The organism is Mesorhizobium sp. M0001 (assembly GCF_040324255.1).
GTDB lineage: Bacteria > Pseudomonadota > Alphaproteobacteria > Rhizobiales > Rhizobiaceae > Mesorhizobium.
On the sequence record NZ_JAMYVS010000001.1, the window covers coordinates 478,832 to 502,858 of the forward strand.

At 63.5% G+C, this 24,027-nt stretch carries 24 protein-coding genes and 2 pseudogenes; 16 read left to right on the forward strand and 10 right to left on the reverse strand.

Going from position 1 to position 24,027, the window contains the following annotated elements; all coding sequences use genetic code 11:
* The first annotated feature begins 119 nt into the window (after positions 1-119).
* The 5 genes from NKK50_RS02250 to NKK50_RS02270 all read left to right on the forward strand — a co-directional run bounded on the left by NKK50_RS02250 (position 120) and on the right by NKK50_RS02270 (position 6,272).
* Entirely contained in the window at positions 120-1,409 is a 1,290-nt protein-coding gene (locus NKK50_RS02250; RefSeq protein ID WP_023805518.1) for an efflux RND transporter periplasmic adaptor subunit, read from the forward strand.
* Positions 1,406-4,567, forward strand: a complete 3,162-nt coding sequence (locus NKK50_RS02255; protein ID WP_352543054.1) for an efflux RND transporter permease subunit — start codon at positions 1,406-1,408, stop codon at positions 4,565-4,567. The genes NKK50_RS02250 and NKK50_RS02255 overlap by 4 nt, the downstream gene beginning before the upstream one ends.
* Positions 4,568-4,631: 64 nt before the next feature.
* Positions 4,632-5,255 (forward strand): nitrile hydratase subunit alpha, encoded by a 624-nt coding sequence (nthA, locus tag NKK50_RS02260; protein ID WP_023690920.1) that lies wholly within the window; start codon positions 4,632-4,634, stop codon positions 5,253-5,255.
* On the forward strand, positions 5,252-5,911 hold the full coding sequence (nthB, locus tag NKK50_RS02265; RefSeq protein ID WP_352543055.1) for a nitrile hydratase subunit beta: 660 nt from the start codon (positions 5,252-5,254) through the stop codon (positions 5,909-5,911). Before nthA ends, nthB begins: the two co-directional genes overlap by 4 nt.
* Positions 5,898-6,272 carry a nitrile hydratase accessory protein gene (locus NKK50_RS02270; RefSeq protein WP_023714737.1) on the forward strand — a complete coding sequence of 125 codons (375 nt, stop codon included), beginning with the start codon at positions 5,898-5,900 and terminating at the stop codon, positions 6,270-6,272. The genes nthB and NKK50_RS02270 overlap by 14 nt, the downstream gene beginning before the upstream one ends.
* Positions 6,273-6,313: 41 nt before the next feature.
* Here NKK50_RS02270 and NKK50_RS02275 read toward each other — a convergent pair whose 3' ends face one another.
* On the reverse strand, positions 6,314-6,616 hold the full coding sequence (locus tag NKK50_RS02275) for a hypothetical protein (protein WP_023714736.1): 303 nt from the start codon (positions 6,614-6,616) through the stop codon (positions 6,314-6,316).
* Positions 6,617-6,858: 242 nt separating this feature from the next.
* Between NKK50_RS02275 and NKK50_RS02280 the strand changes: the two genes are divergently transcribed.
* The gene (locus NKK50_RS02280; protein WP_023668361.1) at positions 6,859-7,986 is read left to right on the forward strand and encodes an ATP-dependent DNA helicase; all 1,128 of its coding nucleotides are present in this window, start codon (positions 6,859-6,861) and stop codon (positions 7,984-7,986) included.
* 34 nt (positions 7,987-8,020) lie between these two features.
* On the opposite strand, the gene NKK50_RS02285 is transcribed toward NKK50_RS02280, so the two are convergent.
* Positions 8,021-8,440 (reverse strand): SpoIIAA family protein, encoded by a 420-nt coding sequence (locus tag NKK50_RS02285; protein ID WP_023682069.1) that lies wholly within the window; start codon positions 8,438-8,440, stop codon positions 8,021-8,023.
* A 112-nt stretch (positions 8,441-8,552) separates the two neighbouring features.
* Here NKK50_RS02285 and NKK50_RS02290 point away from each other — a divergent pair, with 112 nt between their 5' ends.
* The 3 genes and pseudogenes from NKK50_RS02290 (at position 8,553) to NKK50_RS02300 (ending at position 12,360) form a co-directional block, all read left to right on the forward strand.
* On the forward strand, positions 8,553-9,293 hold the full coding sequence (locus tag NKK50_RS02290; protein WP_023714735.1) for a pyridoxine 5'-phosphate synthase: 741 nt from the start codon (positions 8,553-8,555) through the stop codon (positions 9,291-9,293).
* A 77-nt stretch (positions 9,294-9,370) separates the two neighbouring features.
* Positions 9,371-11,284, forward strand: a complete 1,914-nt coding sequence (locus NKK50_RS02295; RefSeq protein WP_352519585.1) for a potassium transporter Kup — start codon at positions 9,371-9,373, stop codon at positions 11,282-11,284.
* A gap of 36 nt (positions 11,285-11,320) precedes the next feature.
* Positions 11,321-12,360: pseudogene (locus NKK50_RS02300) on the forward strand (SDR family oxidoreductase).
* A 50-nt stretch (positions 12,361-12,410) separates the two neighbouring features.
* Here NKK50_RS02300 and NKK50_RS02305 read toward each other — a convergent pair.
* Positions 12,411-13,301 (reverse strand): SDR family oxidoreductase, encoded by an 891-nt coding sequence (locus tag NKK50_RS02305; protein ID WP_023830145.1) that lies wholly within the window; start codon positions 13,299-13,301, stop codon positions 12,411-12,413.
* Between the two features lie 138 nt (positions 13,302-13,439).
* On the opposite strand from NKK50_RS02305, the gene NKK50_RS02310 reads away from it, so the two are divergent.
* The gene (locus NKK50_RS02310; protein ID WP_023690335.1) at positions 13,440-13,847 is read left to right on the forward strand and encodes a winged helix-turn-helix transcriptional regulator; all 408 of its coding nucleotides are present in this window, start codon (positions 13,440-13,442) and stop codon (positions 13,845-13,847) included.
* Between the two features lie 75 nt (positions 13,848-13,922).
* Positions 13,923-15,158: pseudogene (locus tag NKK50_RS02315) on the forward strand (FAD-dependent oxidoreductase); the annotation flags it as partial.
* Here the strand turns inward: NKK50_RS02315 and NKK50_RS02320 are convergent.
* Together NKK50_RS02320 and NKK50_RS02325 are read right to left on the reverse strand one after the other, a co-directional pair.
* Positions 15,121-15,879 (reverse strand): glutathione S-transferase family protein, encoded by a 759-nt coding sequence (locus NKK50_RS02320; RefSeq protein WP_245270421.1) that lies wholly within the window; start codon positions 15,877-15,879, stop codon positions 15,121-15,123. The pseudogene NKK50_RS02315 and the gene NKK50_RS02320 sit on opposite strands and share 38 nt — an antisense overlap.
* Before the next feature lies 1 nt (position 15,880).
* Positions 15,881-16,186 carry a Rieske (2Fe-2S) protein gene (locus NKK50_RS02325; protein ID WP_032900229.1) on the reverse strand — a complete coding sequence of 102 codons (306 nt, stop codon included), beginning with the start codon at positions 16,184-16,186 and terminating at the stop codon, positions 15,881-15,883.
* 122 nt (positions 16,187-16,308) lie between these two features.
* Here NKK50_RS02325 and NKK50_RS02330 point away from each other — a divergent pair, with 122 nt between their 5' ends.
* The 3 genes from NKK50_RS02330 (at position 16,309) to ilvC (ending at position 18,619) form a co-directional block, all read left to right on the forward strand.
* On the forward strand, positions 16,309-16,767 hold the full coding sequence (locus NKK50_RS02330) for a MarR family winged helix-turn-helix transcriptional regulator (protein WP_023690331.1): 459 nt from the start codon (positions 16,309-16,311) through the stop codon (positions 16,765-16,767).
* Positions 16,768-16,910: 143 nt separating this feature from the next.
* Positions 16,911-17,576, forward strand: coding sequence for a TetR/AcrR family transcriptional regulator (locus tag NKK50_RS02335; protein WP_245270422.1), 666 nt, complete (start codon positions 16,911-16,913; stop codon positions 17,574-17,576).
* 23 nt (positions 17,577-17,599) lie between these two features.
* On the forward strand, positions 17,600-18,619 hold the full coding sequence (gene ilvC / locus NKK50_RS02340; protein WP_013531065.1) for a ketol-acid reductoisomerase: 1,020 nt from the start codon (positions 17,600-17,602) through the stop codon (positions 18,617-18,619).
* Between the two features lie 79 nt (positions 18,620-18,698).
* Here the strand turns inward: ilvC and NKK50_RS02345 are convergent, their stop codons facing one another.
* Positions 18,699-18,983: a PilZ domain-containing protein gene (locus NKK50_RS02345; RefSeq protein WP_023685169.1), complete on the reverse strand. Its 285-nt coding sequence runs from the start codon at positions 18,981-18,983 to the stop codon at positions 18,699-18,701.
* 166 nt (positions 18,984-19,149) lie between these two features.
* The gene (locus tag NKK50_RS02350; protein WP_352460273.1) at positions 19,150-19,743 is read right to left on the reverse strand and encodes a BA14K family protein; all 594 of its coding nucleotides are present in this window, start codon (positions 19,741-19,743) and stop codon (positions 19,150-19,152) included.
* A gap of 157 nt (positions 19,744-19,900) precedes the next feature.
* Here NKK50_RS02350 and NKK50_RS02355 point away from each other — a divergent pair, with 157 nt between their 5' ends.
* Complete coding sequence (locus NKK50_RS02355; protein WP_023690327.1) at positions 19,901-21,013, forward strand: endonuclease/exonuclease/phosphatase family protein; 1,113 nt, start codon at positions 19,901-19,903, stop codon at positions 21,011-21,013.
* A gap of 5 nt (positions 21,014-21,018) precedes the next feature.
* On the forward strand, positions 21,019-21,738 hold the full coding sequence (locus NKK50_RS02360) for an NUDIX hydrolase (protein ID WP_352543145.1): 720 nt from the start codon (positions 21,019-21,021) through the stop codon (positions 21,736-21,738).
* Here NKK50_RS02360 and NKK50_RS02365 read toward each other — a convergent pair.
* The 3 genes from NKK50_RS02365 to NKK50_RS02375 all read right to left on the reverse strand — a co-directional run bounded on the left by NKK50_RS02365 (position 21,735) and on the right by NKK50_RS02375 (position 24,025).
* Complete coding sequence (locus NKK50_RS02365) at positions 21,735-21,977, reverse strand: hypothetical protein (RefSeq protein ID WP_023690325.1); 243 nt, start codon at positions 21,975-21,977, stop codon at positions 21,735-21,737. The genes NKK50_RS02360 and NKK50_RS02365 overlap by 4 nt on opposite strands.
* A gap of 129 nt (positions 21,978-22,106) precedes the next feature.
* Positions 22,107-23,324: an ABC transporter permease gene (locus NKK50_RS02370; RefSeq protein ID WP_023685173.1), complete on the reverse strand. Its 1,218-nt coding sequence runs from the start codon at positions 23,322-23,324 to the stop codon at positions 22,107-22,109.
* Positions 23,321-24,025 carry an ABC transporter ATP-binding protein gene (locus NKK50_RS02375; RefSeq protein WP_023744655.1) on the reverse strand — a complete coding sequence of 235 codons (705 nt, stop codon included), beginning with the start codon at positions 24,023-24,025 and terminating at the stop codon, positions 23,321-23,323. The genes NKK50_RS02370 and NKK50_RS02375 overlap by 4 nt, the downstream gene beginning before the upstream one ends.
* Between the last annotated feature and the right edge of the window lie 2 nt (positions 24,026-24,027).

Below are 24,027 nucleotides of genomic sequence, written 5' to 3' on the forward strand. Positions count from 1 at the left end.
TTGGCCCTTTTCCGACAAATGTGCGTCCTATCTACTTCGGCGAGATCGCGGCAAGGCGCCGTGATTGCGTAGAATGAGACCACCGGGTTCGGCGTGTCGGATCATAGGGCTTTTAGTCGATGCGCGGTAAAGTCGTTCTGGCGGTGGTGGTGGCAGCGGCCTGTGTCGCCGCGGCATGGGTCTATTTTTCGCCGGCGGCGATGAGCAGTCTGCAGCAGATGCTGCCGGGCGCCAGGCAGACGGCAGCGGCGGACAAGCCGGCTGGATCGGACAAGGCTTCGGCCGACAAGGCAGGGGGCAAATCCGGCGCCGGCGGCAATGCCGCCCGTTCGGCCTCGATCGTCTCGGCCACCGCGACAACGGCCGATTTTCCGATCCGCCGTTACGCCATCGGCTTCGTGTCGTCGCCGGCCGTGGTCAACATCAACGCCCGCGTGTCCAGCCAGATCGTATCGATCGACGTCAGGGACGGCCAGATGGTGAAGGCCGGCGACCTGCTGTTCTCGCTCGACGACAGGGCGCTCAAGGCGCAGCTTGCCAAGGATCAGGCGACGCTCGCCAAGGACCAGGCGCTGCTAACCAGTTCGGGCTCCGACCTTCAGCGCGCCAAGGATCTCGTCGCCAAGCAGGCCGGCACGCAGCAGACTTACGATCAGGCGGTGGCGGCGCAAAAGGCTGCCGCGGCGACGGTCGATGCCGACAAGGCGACGATCGACGCCGACAATGTCCAGCTCGGCTTTGCCAGCATCAAGGCGCCGATTGCCGGCCGGCTGGGCGCGGTCAACGTTTCGGTCGGTGACCTCGTCACCTTGAGCAACGGCAACTCGAGCACGGCCACGCCGCTGGTGACGATCACCGAGATGGATCCGCTGCAAGTCAACTTCAACCTGCCGGAGAGCAACCTGGCGCTGCTGCACAAGGCGCTGGCCAACCCGCAGCAAGGCGCGGTGACGCTGACCAAGGATGGCGATCCGACGCCGATCGGCAACGGCACGCTCGACTTCGTCGATTCCAGCGTCGACACCGCGTCCGGCACCATCGCGACACGGGCGAGCATTCCCAACGCCGATCTTTCACTGTGGCCCGGCCAATATGTGAATGTCGTGCTCGACGCCGGCATCATGCCGCAGATGACATCCATCCCGACCGTTGCCGTGCAGCCCAGCCAAAAGGGACCGTTCGTCTATGTCGTCAAGCCCGACAACACGGTCGAGATGCGACCGGTGCAGGTGGCGCTGACCGAAGGCGAAAACAGCGCCATCAGCGAGGGCGTCAAATCAGGCGAGAAGGTGGTGGTCGAGGGCCAGACCAGGCTGAAGGACGGCGCCGCCATTCACGAAGGCAAGGCGGCCGGCGGTGATCAAGCTGCTCCCAAGGTCGCCGAGGCCGGCAAGGCGGCTGCCCAATGATTTCCGAATTCTGCATACGCAGGCCTGTCGCCACGCTGCTGATGTCGTTCGCCCTCGTGCTGGGCGGGCTGTTCGCCTACAAGTTCCTGCCGGTGGCGGCGCTGCCGAGCGCCGAATTCCCGGTCGTCAACGTCTCGGCCACCCTGGCCGGCGCTTCGCCCGAAACCATGGCCACTTCGGTGGCGACGCCGCTGATCAAGCAGTTCGCCACCATTGCCGGCATCGATTCGATCTCGACCAGCAATTCGCTGGGACGCACCTCGATCGCCATCCAGTTCGTGCTCAACAGGGATATCGACGCTGCCGCCGCCGATGTGCAGGCAGCGATCGCGCGCACGCAGCGCCAGCTGCCGCCCGAGATGACGGCGCCGCCGAGCTATCGCAAGGTCAATCCGGCCGACGCGCCGATCCTTTTGATGTCGCTGGTCAGCGACACGGTTCCGCTCACCGACCTCGACGCCTTCGCCGAAAACGTCATCTCGCCCTCGCTGTCGACCATCGACGGCGTGGCGCAGGTGTCGATCTTCGGCCAGCAGAAATATGCGGTGCGCGTGCAGATCGACCCGACGGCGCTGGCGGCGCGCGGCATTTCGATCGACCAGCTGCAGACGGCAATCGCGTCGGCCAATTCCAACACGCCGCTCGGGGTCTTGCAGAACGACAAGCAGCAGCTGACCATCACGGCCAACACGCAGCTCACCGATGCCGCCGGGTTCTCCAACCTCATCATCGCCACCAAGAACGGCCATCCGGTGCGGCTGGGCGAGGTGACGCGCGTCATCGACTCGGTCGAGACCACGACGACCGCAAGCTGGTACGACGGCACGCGCGCCATCATCCTGGCGGTGCAGCGCCAGCCCGACGCCAACACGGTCGACGTCGTCGACAAGGTCAAGGCGATGCTGCCGTCGTTCAAGGACCAAATGCCGGCCGCCGCCGACATCAAGCTGCTCAACGACCGTTCGACCTCGATCCGCCAGGCCGTCGACGACGTCCAGTTCACGCTGCTGTTGACCATCGCTTTGGTGGTGATGGTGATCTTCGTCTTCCTGCGCCGGGTGACCGCAACCATCATTCCGGCCGTGGCGGTGCCGATTTCGCTGATCGCGACGCTGGGCGCCATGTTCCTGTTCGGCTTTTCCATCGACAACATCTCGCTGATGGGCCTGACGCTCGCAGTCGGCCTCGTCGTCGACGACGCCATCGTCATGCTGGAAAACATCTTTCGCCACATGGAGGAGGACGGTCTCTCGGCCTTCGATGCCTCGCTGAAAGGCGCGCGCGAGATCGGCTTCACCATCATCTCGATCTCGATCTCGCTGGTGGCGGTGTTCATCCCCGTGCTTTTGATGGGCGGCGTCATCGGCCGCATCTTCAACGAATTCGCCGTCGTGGTAACGGTCGCCATCCTGGCTTCGATGTTCGTGTCGCTGACACTGACGCCGATGCTGTGTTCGCGCTTGCTGTCGGTGACCAAGGCCGATCGCGACAAGCATGCCCCCGGCCACAAGCAGGATATCGTCACCCGCGGCTATGACCGGCTTTTGACCTTCTGCCTGCGCCACACTTTTCTGGTGTTCCTCGTCTTCGCCGGCACGGCGGCAGGGTCGGTCTGGCTGATCGAGGTCTCGCCGAAAGGCTTTTTCCCGCAAGAGGATATCGGCCAGATCTCGGTGACGACGATCGCCAGGCAGGACATCTCCTACGACGCCATGGTCAAGCTGCAGAACCAGGCGGCAAGTGTCTTCTCGCGTTCGCCCTATGTCTCGCATGTGGCCTGGTCAGCCGGCGGCGGCAACAATGCGCTGAACCAGGGCCAGCTCTATGTGCAGCTGAAGGACAAGAGCCAGCGCCCCGACATCGATAAGGTACTGTCGGATCTGCGGCGGCAGCTGGCCGTCGTGCCGGGGATCGATGCCTATATGCAGCCGGTGCAGAACCTGCGACTTGGCGCGCGTTCTTCCGCCAGCGCCTACCAGCTCGTCGTTCAGGGCCTCGATACCGGCCTGACCGACACATGGGCGCAAAAGCTCAACGATGCGATGGCGGCCGATCATGCGAATTTCACCGACGTCACCAGCGATTTGCAGAACAATTCATTGCAGGCGACGCTGGTGGTCGATCGCGACAAGGCGGCGTCGCTCGGCATCGACACCGACACGCTGCGCTCCAGCCTCTATGGCGGCTTCGGCACGGAGCAGGTCTCGACGATCTTCGGCTCGGCCGACAGCTACGAAGTCATCATGGAGCTCGATCCCAACATCGAATGGTCGCCCGAGCGCATGCTGGCCATCCAGGTCAGGACGGCAAGCGGCAGCCTGGTGCCGCTCGGCGCCTTTGCCCGCGTCGACCGCACCGCCGGCGCGCTGACGGTCAACCAGCTCGGCCAGCTGCCGGCGGTCACCATCTCCTATAATCTGCCGCAAGGCGTGGCGCTGGGCGACAGCACGGCCCGCATCGCCGCGCTGAAGGAGCAGATCGGCATGCCGCCGGCGATTTCGACCAGCTTTGCCGGCACCGCCAAGACCTTCCAGGATTCGCTGGCCAATCAGGGCCTGCTGATCGGCGGCGCCATTCTGACCATCTATATCGTGCTCGGCATCCTCTATGAGAGCTTCATTCATCCGCTCACCATCCTGACCGGCCTGCCTTCGGCGGTGCTGGGCGCGGTGGTCGCGCTGCGCCTTGCCGGCATGGACCTGTCGGTGATCGCGGTGATCGGCATCCTGATGCTGATCGGCATCGTCAAGAAGAACGGCATCATGATGGTCGACGTCGCGCTGGAGCTGCGACGAGAAGGCATGTCGGCCAAGGAGTCCATCCACAAGGCGTGCCTGATGCGTTTCAGGCCGATCATGATGACGACGTTGGCGGCGCTGATGGGCACGTTCCCGATCGCGCTCGGCACCGGCGCCAGTGCTGAGCTGCGCCAGCCGCTCGGTGTCGCGGTGGTTGGCGGTCTCCTGGCGTCGCAGGCGCTGACGCTGTTCGTCACCCCTGTCATCTATGTCTATTTCGAGAATTTCTCCGGCTGGCTGGTGAGCTTCTTCTCTTCGAAAAAGAACAGGCCGGAGCTGCATGCGGTCGAGAGCGGCGAGCAGGCCTCGCTGTTCGCTCCCGAGGATCGGCTCGAGCCGCAAAGGGCCGCCGCCGAATAGGCGATAGTCCGTGGCCCAAGCTGTCATGCTTGCGGCCGCGTGCCGCCGATCCTAATCTGAGGTCATGTCCCATGATCATGACCACGACAATGAGCTCGACCCGTTTGCGGCGCGCGTGCGCGCGCTGGAGACCATCCTCACCGAAAAAGGCCTGATCGATCCGGCGGCGATCGACGTCATCGTCGACACCTACGAGACCAAGATCGGGCCGCGCAACGGCGCCAGGGCGGTGGCGAAAGCCTGGAGCGATCCGGCCTTTGCCGAGTGGCTGAAGCGCGACGCGACTGCGGCGATCACCTCGCTGGGCTACACCGGCCGCCAGGGCGAGCACATGCAGGCGGTGTTCAACACGGACGAGACGCACAACCTCGTCGTCTGCACGCTGTGCTCCTGCTATCCGTGGTCGGTGCTCGGCCTGCCGCCGGTCTGGTACAAGGCGCCGCCCTATCGCTCGCGCGCCGTGATCGATCCGCGCGGCGTGCTGGAGGAGTTCGGGCTGACCTTGCCGGCGGAGAAAAACATCCGCGTCTGGGATTCGACTGCCGAACTGCGCTATCTCGTGGTGCCGATGCGGCCTGACGGTACCGAAGGCTGGAGCGAGGACCAACTCGCCGAACTGGTCAGCCGCGATGCCATGATCGGCACGGCGGTGGCCAAAGAACCCGGGACAAAGAAGGTACCGGCATGAACGGGCCGCAGGATCTAGGTGGACAGATGGGTTTCGGGCCGGTCGCGCCCGAAAGGAACGAGCCTTACTTCCATGCCGACTGGGAGCGGCGGGCGCTGGGCGTGACGCTGACCGCCGGCGCCATGGGCGCCTGGAACATCGACGAGAGCCGGCACGCCAGGGAATCGGTGCATCCGGCCGTCTATTATTCCTCGAGCTACTACCAGATCTGGATCAAAGCGCTCGAGGTGCTGCTGAAGCGCCATGGCTTCGTCAGCGAGCGCGATCTGACGGAGGGTCGGGCGGTCGATCCGGCGGCGACGCCCAAAAGGGTGTTGAAGGCCGAAAACGTTCCGGCGGTGCTGGCCAAGGGCAGTCCCTGCGACCGGCCGGTCGAGACGGCGCCGCGCTTCAAGGCCGGCGACCCGGTGCGGACAAGGAATTTCAATCCCACCGCCCACACGAGGCTGCCGCGTTATGCGCGCGGCAAGCACGGAGTTGTCGAGGCCGTGCGTGACGGTTTTGTGTTCCCCGACAGCAACGCGCATGGCAACGGTGAAAACCCGCAATGGGTCTATACCGTGGTCTTCGATGGCTCGGAAATCTGGGGCGAGGGCGCCGACCCGACGCTGACCGTCTCGATCGATGCCTGGGAGAGCTATCTTGAGCCGGCCTGAAGGTGCATTGCCGGCGGGTCTGGACGAACCGGTATTCGCCGAACCCTGGCAGGCCGAAGCCTTCGCCATGACGGTGGCGCTGCATGACAAGGGCCTGTTTTCGTGGAGCGAATGGGCCGATGCGCTGTCGGCGCAAGTGAAGAAGCCGGGCGCCGCAAGCGACGGCCATGACTACTACGAGCATTGGCTGGCTGCGCTGGAGACGCTGCTGGAGGCCAAGGGCGTCGCGGGAAAAAGTGACGTCGACACGCTCGCCGCCGCCTGGGAACGCGCCGCGCATGCAACCCCGCACGGCAAGCCGATTTTGTTGGAGAACGATCCCGGGCCGACCAGAGGTAGCGGCGGCGGCGCGAACATATAGTCCGCCTGTGGTTGGTGTTTGAAATCTGGCGGCCGATGCAACTAATTTTCGACGACCATGCCTTCGTCGTCCCCATAGACAAACGCCTCAACGACGGCGAAGCGGCCACGGTTTTTGGAAATGGCGACGAAGTCGTTGTCAGCCAAGTGGAGGATCACTTGCTCGTCGCTGATGGTAACACGTTCTATGGTTCTGGCATTTTCGTCACTCAGACAGGCCGTGACCTCGGTATATATCGCGAACCCTGCGTCATCCGACAAGGAGACAACGATGCCATAACCAGGTTCGCCGATTTCGATCTTCTTTATCGACTTTCCGATCAGCCTGTCTGCGAACGACCTCATCAATATCCTCGCTTATAGGTGTCTGCGCCGATCTGCATCTCGATCATGTCCGTGATAGTGGCATTGCCCGATCTGGGTTCAAATGCCTGAATTCAAATCGTTCGTTATCCGCTTGCATGTTCACTTTACGTTCGCATTTGCGCCTGCTAGTTTGTCCCGTTGAAGGTGAGGCAATCCCATCGTTTTAAGCGGTGGTTGGCACCAAGCTTGTCTTTCTCTCGCGAATCCGGTCTGTCGAATCGATGGAATTCTCTCCCCAACAGGATGAGGCGTTGAAGGCGGTGGCGCGCTGGCTGAAAGAGGGCCGGCCGCAGGTCTTCCGGCTGTTCGGCTATGCCGGCACCGGCAAGACCACGCTGGCGCGCTATTTTGCCGAGCATGTCGACGGGCAGGTGCAGTTCGCCGCCTTCACCGGCAAGGCGGCGCAGGTGCTGCGTTCCAAGGGCGCGGTCAATGCCCGCACCATCCATTCGTTGATCTACCGGCCGAAGGGCGAGGAATCGGTGTCGGACGAGGTGACCGGCAAGACCTCGATGTCGCCGACCTTCTCGCTCAATCGGCAAAGTCCTATTTCACGGGCGAAGCTGGTGGTCATCGACGAATGCTCGATGGTCGACGAGCAGCTTGGCCGCGACCTTCTGAGTTTTGGCACGCCGATCCTGGTGCTTGGCGATCCGGCGCAGCTGCCGCCGATCTCGGGCGGCGGCTTTTTCACCGAGCATGAGCCGGATGTGCTCTTGACCGAAATCCACCGCCAGGCGCGCGACAATCCGATCATCCAGCTGGCGCTCGACGTGCGCGAGGGCCGCGAGTTCATGCGTGGCGACTACGGCACCGCGCAGGTCATCGGCAAGGAGGACGTCACCCAGGAGCTGGTGCTGAAGGCGGACCAGGTGTTGGTCGGCACCAACCGCACACGCCGCCGCTACAATCAGCGCCTGCGCGAGCTGAAGGGTTTCAATGCCGATTATCCGCAGGCCGGAGACAAGCTGGTCTGCCTGCGCAACGACCCCGCCAAGGGCCTGCTCAACGGTTCGCTGTGGAAGGTAATGACCTCGTCGCGCGAAACGGTGAAGCCGGGCATCAACCTTCTGGTCTCGCCCGAGGAGGACGATCCCGACCGCGGCGTCGCCAAGATCAAGCTGCTCAAGTCGGCTTTCGAGGATCCGGACGCCGATATCCCCTGGCAGCAGAAGAAGCGCTTTGACGATTTCGACTATGGCTACGCGCTGACCGTGCACAAGGCGCAGGGTTCGCAGTGGAACGATGTCGTGCTGTTCGACGAGAGCTGGGCGTTCAAGGAAACCCGCCAGCGCTGGCTTTATACCGCCATCACGCGGGCGGCAGAGCGCCTGACGATCGTTAGATAGCTGGCGTTGGATAGCTGGCGTTAGATAGCCGGCGTCAGGTAGCAGCCGGCGCAGCAGGGCTGAGTGGCGTCGCACCCAGCCATTGCCAGGCATCCGCTTCATCCTCGGCCGCGAAGTGCCTGAACTCGATGGGTGGCGAAGCCGGAAGGAAGTTCCGCGCATCCGCTATCCAGTCGGGCTCACCGATCGTCGCGCACCGGGCGATATGCTCTAGCGCATGAACCGTACCTTGTTTCAGCGTCTCGTCGTCCATATCGATCCAGTCGACGCCCTCATGGTCGACCAGCCGCACCAAGACGTCGATCCTCGGGTGCAGCGCGTAGGCAGCCTCCAGCAATCCGAACAGATTTTCGCCGTCGGCGGCAGAGACATGGCCGACGACGTCGATGGCGAAAAGGTCCTCACGGTCGGTTTCGAGGCGGCGGATTGCGGGCACGGACTGGAGAAAATTCATTGGCTGGGTTCCCCCTTGCGAGCAGATGTCATCACTGGAACACCCGAAAGCCCCTGTCTGTTCCCATCAAAGGCAGTATAGATGCGCTGCACAAACAAACGGACCTCACGCCATGCCCGCGAAACTCTCGGTCAATCTCAACGCCATCGCCATGCTGCGCAACCGCCGCAACCTGCCATGGCCCAGCGTCACCGGGCTCGGCCGCCTGGCGTTGGCGGCCGGCGCGCACGGGCTGACGGTTCATCCGCGGCCCGACGAGCGCCACACCAGGCATTCCGACCTGCCGGAGATCCGGGCGCTTATCGACGACGAGTTTCCCAAGGCGGAATTCAACATCGAGGGCTACCCGACCGAGGATTTTCTGGCGCTTGTGGAAAGGCACCAGCCGGAGCAGGTGACGCTGGTGCCCGACGATCCGGCGCAGGCGACATCGGACCATGGCTGGAACTTTGCCGCCGAGGCGGCGTTCCTTAACCCGATCGTCAAGCGTCTGAAAAAAGGGGGCTTCCGCGTGTCGCTGTTTTCCGATCCGGATCCCACCGGCGTCAATGCCGCGCGCGACACCGGCGCCGACCGCATCGAGCTCTATACCGGGCCCTACGGCAGCTACCATTCCGATTCCGCCAAGGCGCGGAAGGAGCTGGAAAGATTGGGAAAAACCGCGGATGCCGCAGTCGCCGCCGGGCTCCAGGTCAATGCCGGGCACGATCTGGTGGTGAACAACCTTCCGGCATTGGCAAAGCGCATTCCGGCATTGGCCGAAGTGTCTATCGGACACGGGTTGACAGCCGATGCGTTGGAGTATGGCATGGCCGGCACGGTGGGGCGGTTTCTGAAGGCTTGCGGTTGGTAGCGGTGGAAGGCTCGTGTCGAAGGTGATATCGCATGACAGCAAGCAAGGCGCACCGCGCGGTGATCGGGGAGTAGTCGATGGCTCTTTCCAGCATCGGTAGCGAGGCTGAACCCGTCGAACAACCGAACCACTCCCACACTGAACAGCACAGCACCAAAGTTCTGATGCTGGGCGCGCTTGGCGTCGTCTATGGCGATATCGGCACCAGCCCGATCTATGCCTTCCGCGAGGCGCTTCACGCTTCGCCTGGTACCGACACGCGTATAGATGTCCTGGGCGTGCTGTCGCTGATCGTCTGGGCGCTGACGATTATCGTCACCATAAAATACGTCGCTTTCGTGCTTCGCGCCGACAACAAGGGCGAGGGCGGCACGCTGTCCCTGATGGCGCTGGCGCGCAGCGCCTATCCAAAAGGCGCCAAGCTTATCCTCGGCATCGGACTTTGCGGGGCGTCGCTTTTTTTCGGAGACGCTATCATAACTCCGGCCATTTCCGTGCTGTCGGCAGTTGAGGGCCTGGAAGTGGTGACACCGACGCTGGAGGCCTATGTCGTTCCGATCACCTTGGTCATCCTGGCATTTCTGTTCTCCGTGCAGCGCTTCGGCACGGGGAAGGTGGCGGCAGTATTCGGGCCGGTGACGGCGCTATGGTTCCTGGCCATCGGCGTTTCCGGGCTCTACCACCTGATGGATGATCCTTCGGTGCTGTTGGCGATCAACCCGTATTATGCGATCGCCTACTTAGCCGGCACCCCGACCGCCGCTTTCGTGACCGTTGGTGCAGTGTTCCTGGCGGTAACGGGGGCCGAGGCGCTTTATGTCGACCTTGGACATTTCGGGCGCAAGCCGATCGTGCTCGCGTGGTTTTCCGTGGTGTTTCCTTGCCTGCTGCTCAACTACTTCGGCCAGGGCGCCTTTGTATTGGCGAATGGCGGCAGGCCGACCAATCCATTCTTCGAGATGTTGCCGGATTGGGCGCTGATGCCAATGGTCGGCTTGGCAACGGCCGCCACCGTGATCGCCAGTCAGGCGGTGATCTCGGGTGCTTTTTCGCTGGCACGTCAGGCAGTGCAACTCAACCTGCTGCCCCGCATCGAGGTGCAGCACACGTCCGAAATGCAGAGCGGCCAGATTTATATGCCGCGCGTCAACCTGCTCATCGCCATGGGAGTGATGCTGCTGGTTGTCGGCTTCGGCAGCTCGAGTTCGCTGGCTTCCGCTTACGGAATTTCGGTGACCGGCGAGATGCTGATGACAACCATTCTGCTGTTCGTTGTCATGCGCAATTTGTGGAAATGGCAGCTTGGGCTCGCCCTGGCATTGGCGCTGCTGTTCGGCACCATCGACATGGGTTTCTTCCTGGCGAATGTCGTCAAGATCGTGGAAGGCGGATGGGTGTCAATATCCGTTGCCTGCCTCATGGGGCTGATCATGACCACCTGGATACGCGGCAGCCGCTATCTCTTCGACAAGACCCGGCGCAACGAAATCCCGCTCGATTTCCTCGCCGGCAATCTGCTGAAGAAGAAGCCGCAGCTGGTGTCCGGCACCGCCGTGTTCCTGACCAGCGATCCGCAAAGCGCGCCGACAGCGCTGATGCACAGCCTGAAGCACTACAAGGTGCTGCACGAGCAGAACGTCATTCTGTCGGTGGTCACCGCACCGCAGCCGCTGGTGCCCGACAGCGAGCGGGTCAAGATGGAGACAGTCAACGAGTTGTTCATGCGGGTGACGCTGACCTTCGGCTATATGGAGCAGCCCAACATTCCGCGCGCGCTGGCGATCTGCCGCAAGCAGGGCTGGAAGTTCGACATCATGACGACGTCGTTCTTCCTGTCGCGGCGCTCGCTCAAGGCATCGCCCAATTCCGGCATGCCGGTGTGGCAGGACAAGCTGTTCATCGGGCTCGCCCGCTCGGCGGCCGATGCGACGGAGTATTTCCAGATCCCGACCGGACGTGTGGTCGAGATCGGCACGCAGGTGGCGATCTGAGGGGTCTCGAACGGATAAATCGTCGAGGAGGCTAATATGAGCGGCGAATTGGTGCTGGTCACCGGCGGGTCCGGCTTCCTCGGCGCTCACTGCATCCTCGAACTGTTGAAGGCCGGCTACCGCGTCCGCACCTCCGTGCGATCGGCGAGGCGCGAAGCCGATGTGCTCGCCATGCTCAAGGCAGGTGGCACGGAGCCCGGTGACGCCCTTTCATTCGCCCATGCCGATCTGATGGTCGACGCAGGCTGGCCGGCGGCGGTGGCCGGCTGTGATTACGTGCTGCATGTCGCATCACCTTTTCCGCCCGGCGCGCCCACGCATGAGGATGACCTGATCCTTCCGGCGCGCGAGGGCGCGTTGCGCGTGCTGCGGGCGGCGCGGGATACCGGGTCAGGCGCGTCGTGCTCACCTCATCCTTCGCGGCCGTCGGCTATGGCAAGATGCGCGCGGATGGGCAGCCTTTCAACGAGGAAAACTGGACCGATCCGGCAGGCAAGGTCAGCGCCTATGTGAAGTCCAAGACGCTCGCCGAGCGCGCGGCCTGGGATTTCATCGCCGAGCAGGGCGGCGCGCTGGAGCTTGCGGTCGTCAATCCCGTTGGCATCTTTGGACCGGTGCTCGGCGCGGACCATTCGACCTCGACCGAATTTGTCCAGCGCATGCTGAACGGCGCCGTGCCTGGGCTGCCGCGCCTGTCCTTCGGCGTCGTCGACGCGCGCGACGTGGCGGATCTGCATGTTCGCGCCATGACCCACCCCGCCGCCAAGGGCGAACGGTTCCTCGCTGTCGCCGGCGATTTCATGACGGTCCGCGAGATCGCGCAGACCCTGAAGACGCGGCTCGGGCCGGCGGCGTCGCGCGTCTCGACGCGGGAGTTTCCCGATTGGCTGGTGCGCATCATCGGGCTGTTCAATCCGGAAGCGGCACAACTCGCAACGGAACTGGGCAAGATCAAGAACGCCACCAACGCCAAGGCGGTGCGCGTGCTCGGCTGGGCGCCACGCTCGCGCGAAGATGCTTTGATTGCCACGGGCGAAAGCCTGATCCGGCTGGGACTGGTCAAGCGACGTAAGTAATTGTGCGGGAGGCCGAACCTTAAGGGCTCGGCGTCCCGCAACGGCAGCTTTCAGCCGGCCAGTGCAGCCTTGTTCGTCTCCAGAAACTGCTTCAGCGGCACCGACTTTCGGCCGGAGAGTTTTTCGACCGCGTCTGTCACCATGCCGAGGTCACCTGCGCGGGCGGCAGCGTCGAACGACACCAGCACCTTGGCGAAGGGTTCAGGCAGGCCGGCCGACTTCATTCCCTCGGTCAGGGCTTCGTCGGAAAGCTGGATGACCCGGATCGGCTTGCTGGTGACTTCGGTGACCAACGCCGCCACTTCGGCAGCCGTATACGCACTGGGGCCGGTCAGCGTGTAAGTCGCGCTTTCGCTGCTGTCCGAGGCGAGCCCCGCTGCGATCGCCGCCGCGAAATCGTCACGCGTGCCGTAGGAAATGGCGCCGTCGCCGGCGGAGGTGTACCACTGACCCGATGCCAGAGCCTGCGGCAACGCCATGAACAGGTTCTCGTTATACCAGCCATTGCGGAATATCGTGTAGGGGATGCCGCTCGCCTTGACCGCCTGTTCGGTGTCGTAGTGGTCGGGCGCGAAAACAACCGGCGAACCAGGCTCGGGGTTGGGCATCGAGGTGTACAGCAGGTGGCCGACGCCAGCCTGTTTGGCCGCCGTCACCGCCGCAAGCTGCTGCTCGCGCCGCTTCCCCTGTACCTCGAGTTCGTTGGTCGAGATGACGAGTGCCCGGTCGGCTCCCGCGAAGGCCTCGGCAAGCGATTGCGGGTCGTTGAAGTCAGCGGCTCTGACGAGGACGCCGCGCGCCGCCAGATCGGCAAGGTTGGCGGGTGTACGGGTGGCGGCGATGATGCGGTTTGCGGGGACCTTTAATGTGTCCAGCAGGTGGTTGATGACGCCGCGGCCAAGCTGGCCGGAAGCGCCGGTGACGAGAAGGGTTGCGGTCATGGGGGATCCTGAAATTGCGCCGGGTGGCGGGTGCTTCTGACAGTCTCAAAAAGAGACCAGCACTAAAATAAGAATTGACCGGCCACCGTAAAGAAGGCAGTTTTTAGGGAGGTAGGCACCGCCAGGGAACCAGCAGCCATGGACGGCAAGGTCGTCAATCTGAGAACCAAGCTCAATATATTCAAAGCCACCAGCGATGGCGCAAACATTGCCGATTGCCCGGTTCGCGACGTGATGCAGGGCGTGAACGGCAAATGGAGTTCGCTGCTGATGGCGGCGCTCGCCGAGCAGCCCTATCGTTTCGGCGAGTTGCGGCGCCTGGTGCCCGACATCTCGCAGCGCATGCTCACCCAGACGCTCCACGATCTGCAGCGCGACGGCTTTGTTCATCGCGAAGTGTTCCCGACCAAGCCGCCAAGCGTCGAATACAGCCTGACCGATCTCGGCCGTTCGATGTTCGGCGCCTTGCATCAATTGATCCTGTGGGCCGAACTCAACCATGGTGCGGTGCGCAAGGCGCGCGCTGCCTTCGACGCCGGTGGCTGATATTTTGGTCCATGCAGCAAAGGCTTGATTTGACAATGGCGCTGAAGGATTGTCCGGCCAGTAGTTGGGCGGGCAATGGAAAAATCTCTCGACATCGCGATTGCGGGCGCCGGCCCGGCGGGGCTCGCCACCGCGCTCTATCTCAAGCGCGCGGGCCACAACGTCACCATCTTCGAACGTTTCGAGGAACCCAAGCCCGTCGGTTCCGGACTGATCCTGCAGCCGACCGGGCTGAGCGTGCTCGCCGATCTCGGCCTGCTCGACGACATTCTGGCGCTGGGGAGCCGCATCGAGCGTCTGCATGGCGCCGATGCCTCGAGCGGCCGCACCGTGCTCGCCGTGCGCTACGATGCGCAGCCTGGCGGCCGTTTCGGGCTGGCGGTGCACCGGGCGGCGTTGTTCAACATGTTGTTTCGCGCCGCGCAGCGCCAAGGCATCGCCATCGAAACCGGTGTCGAGATCGAGACGCTGGACGTCGGTGAGCGGGCGATCCTGATCTTCGACAAGAGCCGAACGGTGGGGGGCCGCAGGGCAGGGCCGTTCGACCTCGTGGTCGACGCCAGCGGCTCGCGTTCGAAGCTGCGCCGGTGCCTCAACGATCCGGCCCAGCCGCGGCAGCTCACTTACGGCGCGTTCTGGGCCTCGCTCGGCTGGCGCCAAGGCTTCGACGAAAATGCGCTGCTGCAGCGCTACGACAAGGCCAGCGTGATGATCGGCGTCCTGCCGATCGGCCGACCGGAACCGGGCGGGGAAAAGATGGCGGCGTTCTTCTGGAGCCTGAAGCCGGCGGATGCCGAAAACGTGCGCGCGGCAGGGCTCGACGCCTGGAAGGCGAGACTGGTCTCGCTGTGGCCACAGTGCGAGGCGTTCACCAGCCAGATCGACAGCTTCGACCAGCTGTCGCTGGCGCGCTACGGCCATCACACGATGAAGCTGCCGACCGGCCGCCGGCTGGCGGTGATCGGCGACGCCGCGCATTCGACCAGCCCGCAGCTCGGGCAAGGCGCCAACATGGCGCTGCTCGACGCGGCAGCGCTCAGCCATGCCTTGGCACAGACGGGCAACGTCGAGGCAGCGCTGGAAAGCTACGCCCGGGCGCGGCGATGGCATGTCCGGATCTTCCAGCTGCTGTCGCTGGCGCTGACGCCGTTCTACCAGTCGGACGGCACGATGCTGCCCTTCTTCCGCGACAGGCTGGTGGCAACCATCGCCAAAATCCCGCCAGTGCCAAGCGTGCTTGCCTCGATGGTGGCCGGCACGCTGATCGATCCGTTCAGGCGGATCGGGCTAGAGGAGGTGCACTGGCCAGATCATCCGGCGGGATCAGGGTCGAGAAAAGCGAATTTCTCGCACGCAGGAATAGACGCAGCCGCTGCGGATAGTCCGGCGCCACGGCACCTTTGATCGAGGCGCGTTCGCTCAACGCCTTGCGCCAGGCCTGGACCAATGGCTTGCCGTCCAGAATGCCGAAATTGCCGATCCGGTCGAAGGCGTCGAGATAGCGGAAGACCGGGCCGTAGACGGCATCGACGAGGCAAAAGCACTCGCCATTGAACCACGGTCCGGCCTGGTCGGCCAGTTCGTCCTCCAGACGATCGAACATGGCCGAAAGTGCCGTGGACTCTGCCAGGAAGGCGGCCTCCGTCGAAGCCGTGTAGAACCGGCCGATGGTGTTCAATGTCGCCGAGCCGAACTCGATCCAGGCGCGATGCCGGGCACGGGCGTAGGCGTCGGCCGGATGCAGAGGATTGGCTTGCGTCTCCTCGAGGAATTCGAGAATGACGGCGGATTCGAAGATCACCGTCTCCTCGCCATTTGCCTGGACGATCAGCAGCGGCACCTTGCCCAGCGGCGAAATCGCCTTGAACCAGTCCGGCTTGTTGGCGAGGTCGATGGTGACACGATCAAACGGCACGCCTTTCTCGGCCAGCGAGATCGCCGCGCGCTGCACATAGGGGCATAGATGATGGCTGACGAGAATGAGCTTGCCAGTCATTTCATTCTTCTCAGGCATTTCATTCTTCTCAGGCATGTCACTCTCCCCAGACATAGTTCAACGCGCCGGCCTCGACGCGCGTCGACAGGAACATCAGTCGCGACGCTTTTGGCGCCGGACCTTCGATCCGGTCGCCTGATGTCATGTCGAAGGCGGCGCCGTGCCATTGGCAGACCAGCTTGCCGTCCTTGCAGTCGAGCGGCCCGCCGAAATGCAGGCAGACATTGGCGGCGGCGCGGATGCGCTCACCGCTGCGCCAAATATGGACCTCGCGGCCGAAGAATGGCGCGATCAGGCTGCCCGTCTGTGGGACGTCGGCGACTTTGCAGATTTCGTGTTTCATGGATCTTTCCCGGATTGATGCAATTGCATGCATATAGATGCAAGTGCATCGATCGTCAAGCTTGATGCTAGTGCATCGATCGTCAAGCTTGATGCAACTGCATCTATCGCCTAGGATGGGTCATGACCAAAACAACCACGCCTTCGCCCGAAGCCGTCAAGGCCTGGGCCCGCCTGATGCGGGTTTCGCGCCAGCTCATCGAAAAGGCGGAAGAGGCTTTGAAGACCAGCGGCTTGCCGCCGCTCGACTGGTATGACGTGCTGCATGAACTCGCCGAGGCGGGTGAGGGCGGGCTGCGGCCATTCCAGCTAACCGAGCGCACACTGTTTGCGCAGTATAACATCTCGCGGCTTCTGGCGCGGCTCGAGGCCGAAGGACTGGTCGAGAAACTCAGGGTTGCCGATGACGGCCGCGGCCAGACCATCCGCATCTCGGCCAAGGGCCGTCAGACGCGGCGACGGATGTGGGCTGTCTATGGACGGTCGATTGCGGAATTGGTCGGCGCAAAACTCTCCGCGGAGGAGCTGAAGATACTGGCGAGCCTGCTTGGAGAGCTGCGCCATCCGCCCGCCGATGATTGATCCGTCAGAATCTCGTGGTTTGCTCGGCGGCTCTCACGTCGACGATTTTTCTACCGAACCCCTTGCGTCGAGCACAGGATTGCGCAATATGCCGAACCGTAACGTACGGTACGCCGTTTGAGGCGACCCGGCGACCTCATCGAATGGGCAGGAAATTGTTGCAGGCAAGGGCCGAGATCGATACCAGCGAAGTGCTGACAGAGCGGCAAAAGGCCGTCCTGGACGCGGCTTTGCGGCTGCTGGTCGAGGAGGGCGACAATCTGACCATGACGGCGGTGGCGCGCCGCGCCAGCTGCTCGAAGGAAACGCTCTACAAATGGTTCGGCGACCGCGACGGACTGCTGACGGCGACCGTGCAGTGGCAGGCATCGAAAGTGCGCGTGGTGCCGGTCGACGGTGAGCGGCTCGATCTTGCCTCGCTGACGGCAAGCCTGGAAGGCTTCGCCTCGGACTGGCTGAAGGTGATTTCGAGCGATACCTCGATCGCGCTGAACCGCGTCGCGATCGGCCATGCCGGATCCGGAAAGGACGATCTCGGCGCGATCGTGCTGGAGAATGGCCGTTTCGCGCTGGCCAGACGGTTGAAGCCGGTGCTGCTTGCCGGCAAGCAGGCCGGGCTGCTCGACTTTACGGACGCCGAAATGGCGTTCCGGACCTTTTTCGGGCTGGTCGCCCGCGACGTGCAGATCCGTCTGCTGCTCGGCGACAGGCTGGAATTGACTGAAGCGGCGATCGGCGGCGATGCCGCCCGGGCGACGCAGCAGTTTCTCGCTCTTTATGGAGCAAAAACCGGGCCGCAAGGCCTCTAATCTCTGTGGGAAGGAAGCAAAAGATGCGTGTCTATTACGATCGCGACGCCGATCTCAATCTGATCAAGGGCAAGAAGGTCGCCATTATCGGCTATGGCAGCCAAGGCCGGGCGCACGCGCTCAACCTCAAGGATTCCGGCGCCAAGGAAATCGCCATCGGCCTCAAGGCGGGATCGGCGACCGCCAAGAAGGTCGAGGCCGACGGGCTCAAGGTGATGAGCGTGGCGGACGCTGCCAAATGGGCCGATTTGATGATGATGGCAACGCCTGACGAGCTGCAGGCCGACATCTACAAAAACGAAATCGCGCCAAACATTCGTGACGGCGCCGCGATTGCCTTCGCGCACGGCCTCAACGTGCATTTCGGCCTCATCGAGCCGAAGTCGACCGTCGATGTCGTCATGATCGCGCCGAAAGGCCCCGGCCACACGGTGCGCGGCGAATACCAGAAGGGCGGCGGCGTGCCGTGCCTGGTCGCCGTCAACCAGGATGCTTCCGGCAATGCGCTCGATCTCGCTCTGTCCTACGCCTGCGGTGTCGGCGGCGGCCGTTCGGGCATCATCGAGACCAATTTCCGCGAGGAATGCGAGACCGATCTGTTCGGCGAGCAGGTCGTGCTCTGCGGCGGCCTGGTCGAGCTGATCCGCGCCGGCTTCGAGACGCTGGTTGAGGCCGGCTACGCACCCGAAATGGCCTATTTCGAGTGCCTGCACGAGGTCAAGCTGATCGTCGACCTGATCTATGAAGGCGGCATCGCCAACATGAACTACTCGATCTCGAACACCGCCGAATGGGGTGAATATGTCTCAGGCCCGCGCATCATTACCGCCGAGACCAAGGCCGAGATGAAGCGCGTGCTGAAAGACATCCAGACCGGAAAATTCACCTCGGAGTGGATGCAGGAATACCGCGCCGGCATGTCGCGCTTCAAGGGCATCCGCCGCAACAATGACAGCCACCAGATCGAGGAAGTCGGCGCCAAGCTGCGCGCCATGATGCCCTGGATTTCCAAGAACAAGCTGGTCGACAAGGCCAAGAACTAACCCGCAGTCGTCGGGATTGGGAGCAAAGAGCCGGCGGAGCGATTCGCCGGCTTTTGATGCCGTTTATCGATCAGGACGCTCAGCCATAGTGCCAATGCGGCTTCGGCTCGGTGCCGGTGAACTCGACGCCGATGCGGTCGTCGCGGCGCCAGCGCACGATGGCCTTGTAGCCGATGCCGTCGACAGGCACATAGAGCAGGAACTCGTCCGGCACGCGCGCGTCTATCGAGACTTTCAGTTCGGCGCCGCCGGCATGCATGTTGCGGACCGTGCACTTGACCTCGGAATTGGTGAGGCCGGTCAGAATCGTCGCGCCCTTCAGCACGCGCTGCCGGTGTTTGTTTCGCAATTCGTTGTCGGCCATGACGGCGTCCTTCGCGACCGGATCGGCGCGATCGTCAGATGGGGCACGATATCACGGATAGGCTGAGCCGATAAACATATGGTTAGCGGTGACCGAGACCAGCCGTCTTTCCCAATGAAAACGGCGCCGCGATGGGGCGGCGCCGTCGTTTATTGTCGTTTATAGGTCAGCTGTAGGGCGACCAGCATTGCTGGCGCGGGCCACCATAGGGCTGGAACGTGTTGTCCCAGGCCCGATAGGACCGATAGCGGTCGTAGCACCACTGTACATGGGCGCTGGACAGACGCTGCGTGCGGTAATAGCGGCGGGGCGCCGGCTGCACGTAATAGCCGTCATTGTAATAGCCGTTGTTGTAGTAGCCATTGTTGTAGATGCTGCCGAGGCCGAGACCCAGGCCGAGGCCGAGAACTGCTGCGGCGCCGGTGTCAAAATCACGGCCGCGATGGTGGCGGTGATGGCGCCAGCGCCAGTTGTCGCCGCCGTTCCAGTTGCCGCCATTCCAGTTGCCGTTGTTCCAGTTGCCTGACCGGGCAAAGCGACGGCCGTCGTGGCGGCGCCACTGCCAATCGTTGAAGGAGCGGCGGTCATTGCCGCCCGCCCAGCTGTCGCGAACCGGTGTGATGTCAGACAATGCGGTGCTTGTCGGCACCGCCAGGTTTGGCTGCAGGATCGGGCCGGCGGCGGATGGCGCCGTGAGACCCGAGAAAAGACCGAGCGCTAACAGCCCGGATTTGACTGTGGACGAAAAGAGCGAGCTCATTGCACTCTCCAAGTGATACAGGCCCCACGCCCGGATACCCCAGGGAAGTGGCCTATTGATGGACCTTGGCGTCTGAACGGAGGATGAACAGAAAGGTTCCATCAGCCATGACGAGCAGCCCTTGTTTTCATTGGCGCTTGCAGGCAAAGGTCAGCCCATGTCGCTGCGCCTCGCCACTTTCAATGTCGAAAACCTGATGAACAGGTTCGATTACTCGGGCTTCCGCAACCAGCTCAACGAAGACCGCACGCTGGCGCTTTTCGACATCCAGAGCGAAGCCGAATACCGGATGCTGGAGCAGGCGCGCGCCATCGCGCAATCCGACGATACGCGCCAGTTGACCGCGCTCGCCATTGCCGCCACCCGTGCGGACATCATCTGCATGCAGGAGGTCGACAACATCGAGGCGCTGAAGGCCTTCGAGTACGGCTATCTCTTCAAGATGGTGGGCGAGGGTTACCGGCAGAAATACACCACCGCCGGCAATGATTCGCGCGGCATCGACGTTGCCTTGATGATGCGCAACGAGACCGCGCAAGGTCAGCCGATCGAGTTCGTGCGCATGACGAGCCATGCCTATGTCACCTTCGAGCAGTTCGGATTGCACACGCCTGAACTCGAGGCGCTCGGCAACCTGGCCAATGAACGCATCTTCCGGCGCGACTGCCTGGAGGTCGACATCAAGGTCGGCGGCGTGCCGCTGACGCTTTATCTCGTCCATTTCAAATCGATGGGCTCGCCGCGCAACGGGCTCGACGGACGCGAGGCGACGATGCCGGTGCGCATCGCCGAGGCGCAAGCCGTGCGCCGCATCATCGAGGAGCGCTTCGGCAAAGAGCACGCAGCCGACAAAAACTGGGCGATCTGCGGCGACATGAACGACTACCGCCAGCGGGTGAAGATCGAGGGCGACGCTGTCGACGGCTACCGCTTCCAGGTGATCGACGAGAGCCAGTCCTGTATCGATGTGCTCACCGCCGGCGGCTTTTGCGAAAATGTCGTCGAACGCCGGCCGGAGATGGACCGCTGGAGTTTCTACCACACGCGCGGGCCGAAGGAGCGGCATCTGTGCCAGCTCGACTACATCCTGCTGTCGAAAGGGCTGGCGGCGAAGAATGCGACGGCGGTTCCCGACATCATCCGCAACGGCCAGCCCTGGCGCACCATCTTTCCGGCGGGACAGGCGGTGGAGCGCTTTCCGCGCGCCGGCTGGGACCGGCCGAAGGCGTCGGATCATTGTCCCGTCGCAATTACCCTGGACATGGCTTGAGCACGGTGAGCTTCGACCTGCCGCGCAACGTCATCCTGCCCGTTGACGAAATCGACGTCCGGCTCGACCCCGGCCCGCATCCGTTCGAGCGCGACAACGCGCAGGCGATCACTGACAACTGGCGGCGCGAGGTCACGGCCAATCCGGCGTTGTTCGACGGCACGGTGGTGCTGCTCTCGGCGCTCGCCTGGCGCGACAACCGGATCGTCGGGCGTTGTCACGCGGTGAAGTACTCGACCTTCCTGCTGTGGCGAAAGAACCGGCAGGGGACGGGCGCCGAGCATGCCTATGGCCACGCCATGCTGGTCGCCGGCGACAACGCCCTGGTGGCGATCCGCATGGGCGCGCACACGGTCCCGGCCGGCAGTGTCTACTTCGCTGCCGGCTCTTTCGAGCCGATCGATTTTCGCGATGGCCGCGTCGATGTCGATTTCAACATGATCCGCGAAGTGCGCGAGGAGACCGGGCTTGACCTGACAGGCGCTGCGCGCGGCAGGCGCTACCATGCGCTGTCGACTTCGACCGGCACGGTCCTCTTCCGCCGCTACCACGTCGATGCGCCGGCCGACGAGATTGCGCGGCGCATCGGCGCCTTCGTCGCGACTGAGACCGAGCCGGAGATCGAGGGGCCGGTGATCATCCGCCACGCCGCCGACCTGCCGGAAGGGCTGGCACCGCATATGAAGCCGCTGGTCGAGTGGCATTTTGGCGGTGGCGGGGGCTAACGGCGCGGATTGTTCTGCGCCGCCTTGCGGTCGTTGCGGGCGGCGACGAGGAACAGGATAACGCCGATGCCCAGCAATCCACCCATGACCATGCCCATCGTCTGGCCGACGACTGCCTGAAAATCGGCGGTGACACGATCGGGATTGGCCATGCCGTAGCGGGCGAGATACCACCAAAGTCCCGCAAGGGCGCCTTCGATGATCACCATCGTCAGAATCAGCCGCGCCTTCTTGCTCATTGCAACTCCTTGACTAGATGCTTTGCTCTAAAATTAGCATCGCAGACCGGATGACAACAAGTATTGCCGATGTCGACAAGCACCCATCCTTGTGGATAGCGGTTGGTTGCGGTGGAGCTGATCTGGCGCTTATTCGTGGCGCAGCGCGTCGATCGGGTCGAGCCTGGCGCCGCGCAGCGCCGGGAAGAAGCCGAACACCATGCCGATCAGCGCCGAAAAACCGACGGCGAGCAGGATGACCGCCGGGCTCGGCGCAAACGGTATGGCCAGCGTTGCCGAGGCGAGGCCGGCCAGCGCCAGGCCGATCAGGATGCCGATAATGCCGCCGAGCAGCGACAGCACCGTCGCCTCGACCAGGAACTGGATGAGGATGTGCTTTTCATGCGCGCCGATGGCGAGCCTGATGCCGATCTCGCGGGTGCGCTCAGTGACCGAGACCAGCATGATGTTCATGATCCCGATGCCGCCGACCAGCAGGCTGACGCCCGCGACGGCGCCCAGCATGCCGGTCATGGTGGTGGTGGCGCTGGCCATGGCGTCGGCGATCTGGGTCATGTCGCGGATTGAGAAATCGTCTTCGCGGTCCGGCGTGATGCGGCGGGTGTCGCGCAAAATGTCCTCGACTCGCGGCTGCAATTCGGTGGTCGGGGTGCGATCGTCGGCGGCGACGTAGATGTTGTCGATGTCGCGGTTGCCGGCGATGCGGCGCTGATAGGCGGCAAGCGGCATCAAGACGACATTGTCCTGGTCCTGGCCGAAGCCGGTATAGCCCTTGGGTTCGAGCAGGCCGATGATCTTGCACGAGGTGCGGTTGACGCGGATGATCTCGCCCTCGGGTTCGCCGGCGCCGAAGAATTGCTGGCGCACCGTTTCGCCGATCAGGCAGACGCCGGTGCCGGAGCGTGTTTCCGAATCCGAGAACGGGCGGCCCGACACCAGCTTCCAGTCGCGGGCGTCGAGATAGGCGCTGTCGGTGCCGGTGACGCCCGAGGTCAGGCTCTCGGTGCCGAAAATGACGCGGACTTGTTTCTGCGACGCCGGCGCAATGGCGCGCGCTCCGGTCAGGTGGGCTACGAGGGCGGCTACATCCTTGTCGGCCAGAGGCCGTACCGCCTGGTCGAGCCCGCCTGGTCCGCCGGTGCCTGCCGGGCGGCCGGAACGGACGACGAGCAGGTTCGAGCCGAGCTTGGCGATGTCCGACTTGACCTTGGCCGTGGTGCCCGAACCGATGGTCAGCATGGCGATGACGGCGGCGACACCGATGACGATGCCGAGCAGCGTCAGGAACGAGCGCAGCACATTGCGGCGGATGGAGCGCAGAGAGAGGCGGACGGTTTCCCAGATCATGACGCCAACTCCGACTTGGCCGTGTCGGACGCGACGTGGCCGTCGAGGAAGCGGATGGTGCGCTCGGCATAATCGGCGACATCGGCCTCGTGGGTGACCATGGCGATGGTCAAGCCGAGCTCCCGGTTCAGCCGCGTCAACAACTCCATGATCTCATGCGTGCGGGCGGTGTCGAGATTGCCGGTCGGCTCGTCGGCGACGAGCAGCGTAGGCCTGGTGACGATGGCGCGCGCGATCGCCACGCGCTGCTGCTGGCCGCCGGAGAGTTCGGCCGGCGTGTGGTGTTCGCGCCCGACCAGGCCGACCTCCGCCAGCGCCTGCATGGCAAGATCGCGGCGCTCGCGGGCCGGCGCGCCGCGATAGATCAGCGGCAGCTCGACATTTTCCGCCGCCGTGGTGCGCGGCAACAGATTGTAACCCTGGAAGACGAAGCCGATATAGAGATTGCGCAGAAGCGCCCGGCGGTTGCGGTCGAGCCGCCCGGCGTCGATGCCCATGAAGGAGTAGGTTCCGGCCGTCGGCGTGTCGAGGCAACCGATGATGTTCATCGCGGTCGATTTGCCCGAACCGGACGGGCCCATGATGGCGACGAATTCGCCACGCTGGATGGCGAGGTCGACGCCGGCCAGCGCATGGACCTTGGCTTCGCCCTGGCCATAGCTCTTCCAGACCGAGTCGAAACCGATGAGGCCCGCGGCCATGG

What these genes read in the sequence shown, in the direction of transcription:
- ilvC (WP_013531065.1), top strand. Translation starts at nt 17,600, where the DNA reads ATGCGTGTCTATTACGATCGCGACGCCGATCTCAATCTGATCAAGGGC.
- NKK50_RS02275 (WP_023714736.1), bottom strand. Translation starts at nt 6,616, where the DNA reads ATGAGGTCGTTCGCAGACAGGCTGATCGGAAAGTCGATAAAGAAGATC.
- NKK50_RS02325 (WP_032900229.1), bottom strand. Translation starts at nt 16,186, where the DNA reads ATGAAACACGAAATCTGCAAAGTCGCCGACGTCCCACAGACGGGCAGC.
- NKK50_RS02280 (WP_023668361.1), top strand. Translation starts at nt 6,859, where the DNA reads ATGGAATTCTCTCCCCAACAGGATGAGGCGTTGAAGGCGGTGGCGCGC.
- NKK50_RS02320 (WP_245270421.1), bottom strand. Translation starts at nt 15,879, where the DNA reads ATGCCTGAGAAGAATGAAATGCCTGAGAAGAATGAAATGACTGGCAAG.
- NKK50_RS02305 (WP_023830145.1), bottom strand. Translation starts at nt 13,301, where the DNA reads ATGACCGCAACCCTTCTCGTCACCGGCGCTTCCGGCCAGCTTGGCCGC.
- NKK50_RS02355 (WP_023690327.1), top strand. Translation starts at nt 19,901, where the DNA reads ATGTCGCTGCGCCTCGCCACTTTCAATGTCGAAAACCTGATGAACAGG.
- NKK50_RS02295 (WP_352519585.1), top strand. Translation starts at nt 9,371, where the DNA reads ATGGCTCTTTCCAGCATCGGTAGCGAGGCTGAACCCGTCGAACAACCG.
- NKK50_RS02365 (WP_023690325.1), bottom strand. Translation starts at nt 21,977, where the DNA reads ATGAGCAAGAAGGCGCGGCTGATTCTGACGATGGTGATCATCGAAGGC.
- NKK50_RS02335 (WP_245270422.1), top strand. Translation starts at nt 16,911, where the DNA reads ATGGGCAGGAAATTGTTGCAGGCAAGGGCCGAGATCGATACCAGCGAA.
- NKK50_RS02310 (WP_023690335.1), top strand. Translation starts at nt 13,440, where the DNA reads ATGGACGGCAAGGTCGTCAATCTGAGAACCAAGCTCAATATATTCAAA.
- NKK50_RS02285 (WP_023682069.1), bottom strand. Translation starts at nt 8,440, where the DNA reads ATGAATTTTCTCCAGTCCGTGCCCGCAATCCGCCGCCTCGAAACCGAC.
- nthB (WP_352543055.1), top strand. Translation starts at nt 5,252, where the DNA reads ATGAACGGGCCGCAGGATCTAGGTGGACAGATGGGTTTCGGGCCGGTC.
- NKK50_RS02330 (WP_023690331.1), top strand. Translation starts at nt 16,309, where the DNA reads ATGACCAAAACAACCACGCCTTCGCCCGAAGCCGTCAAGGCCTGGGCC.
- NKK50_RS02350 (WP_352460273.1), bottom strand. Translation starts at nt 19,743, where the DNA reads ATGAGCTCGCTCTTTTCGTCCACAGTCAAATCCGGGCTGTTAGCGCTC.
- NKK50_RS02370 (WP_023685173.1), bottom strand. Translation starts at nt 23,324, where the DNA reads ATGATCTGGGAAACCGTCCGCCTCTCTCTGCGCTCCATCCGCCGCAAT.
- nthA (WP_023690920.1), top strand. Translation starts at nt 4,632, where the DNA reads ATGTCCCATGATCATGACCACGACAATGAGCTCGACCCGTTTGCGGCG.
- NKK50_RS02250 (WP_023805518.1), top strand. Translation starts at nt 120, where the DNA reads ATGCGCGGTAAAGTCGTTCTGGCGGTGGTGGTGGCAGCGGCCTGTGTC.
- NKK50_RS02290 (WP_023714735.1), top strand. Translation starts at nt 8,553, where the DNA reads ATGCCCGCGAAACTCTCGGTCAATCTCAACGCCATCGCCATGCTGCGC.
- NKK50_RS02375 (WP_023744655.1), bottom strand. Translation starts at nt 24,025, where the DNA reads ATGGCCGCGGGCCTCATCGGTTTCGACTCGGTCTGGAAGAGCTATGGC.
- NKK50_RS02345 (WP_023685169.1), bottom strand. Translation starts at nt 18,983, where the DNA reads ATGGCCGACAACGAATTGCGAAACAAACACCGGCAGCGCGTGCTGAAG.
- NKK50_RS02255 (WP_352543054.1), top strand. Translation starts at nt 1,406, where the DNA reads ATGATTTCCGAATTCTGCATACGCAGGCCTGTCGCCACGCTGCTGATG.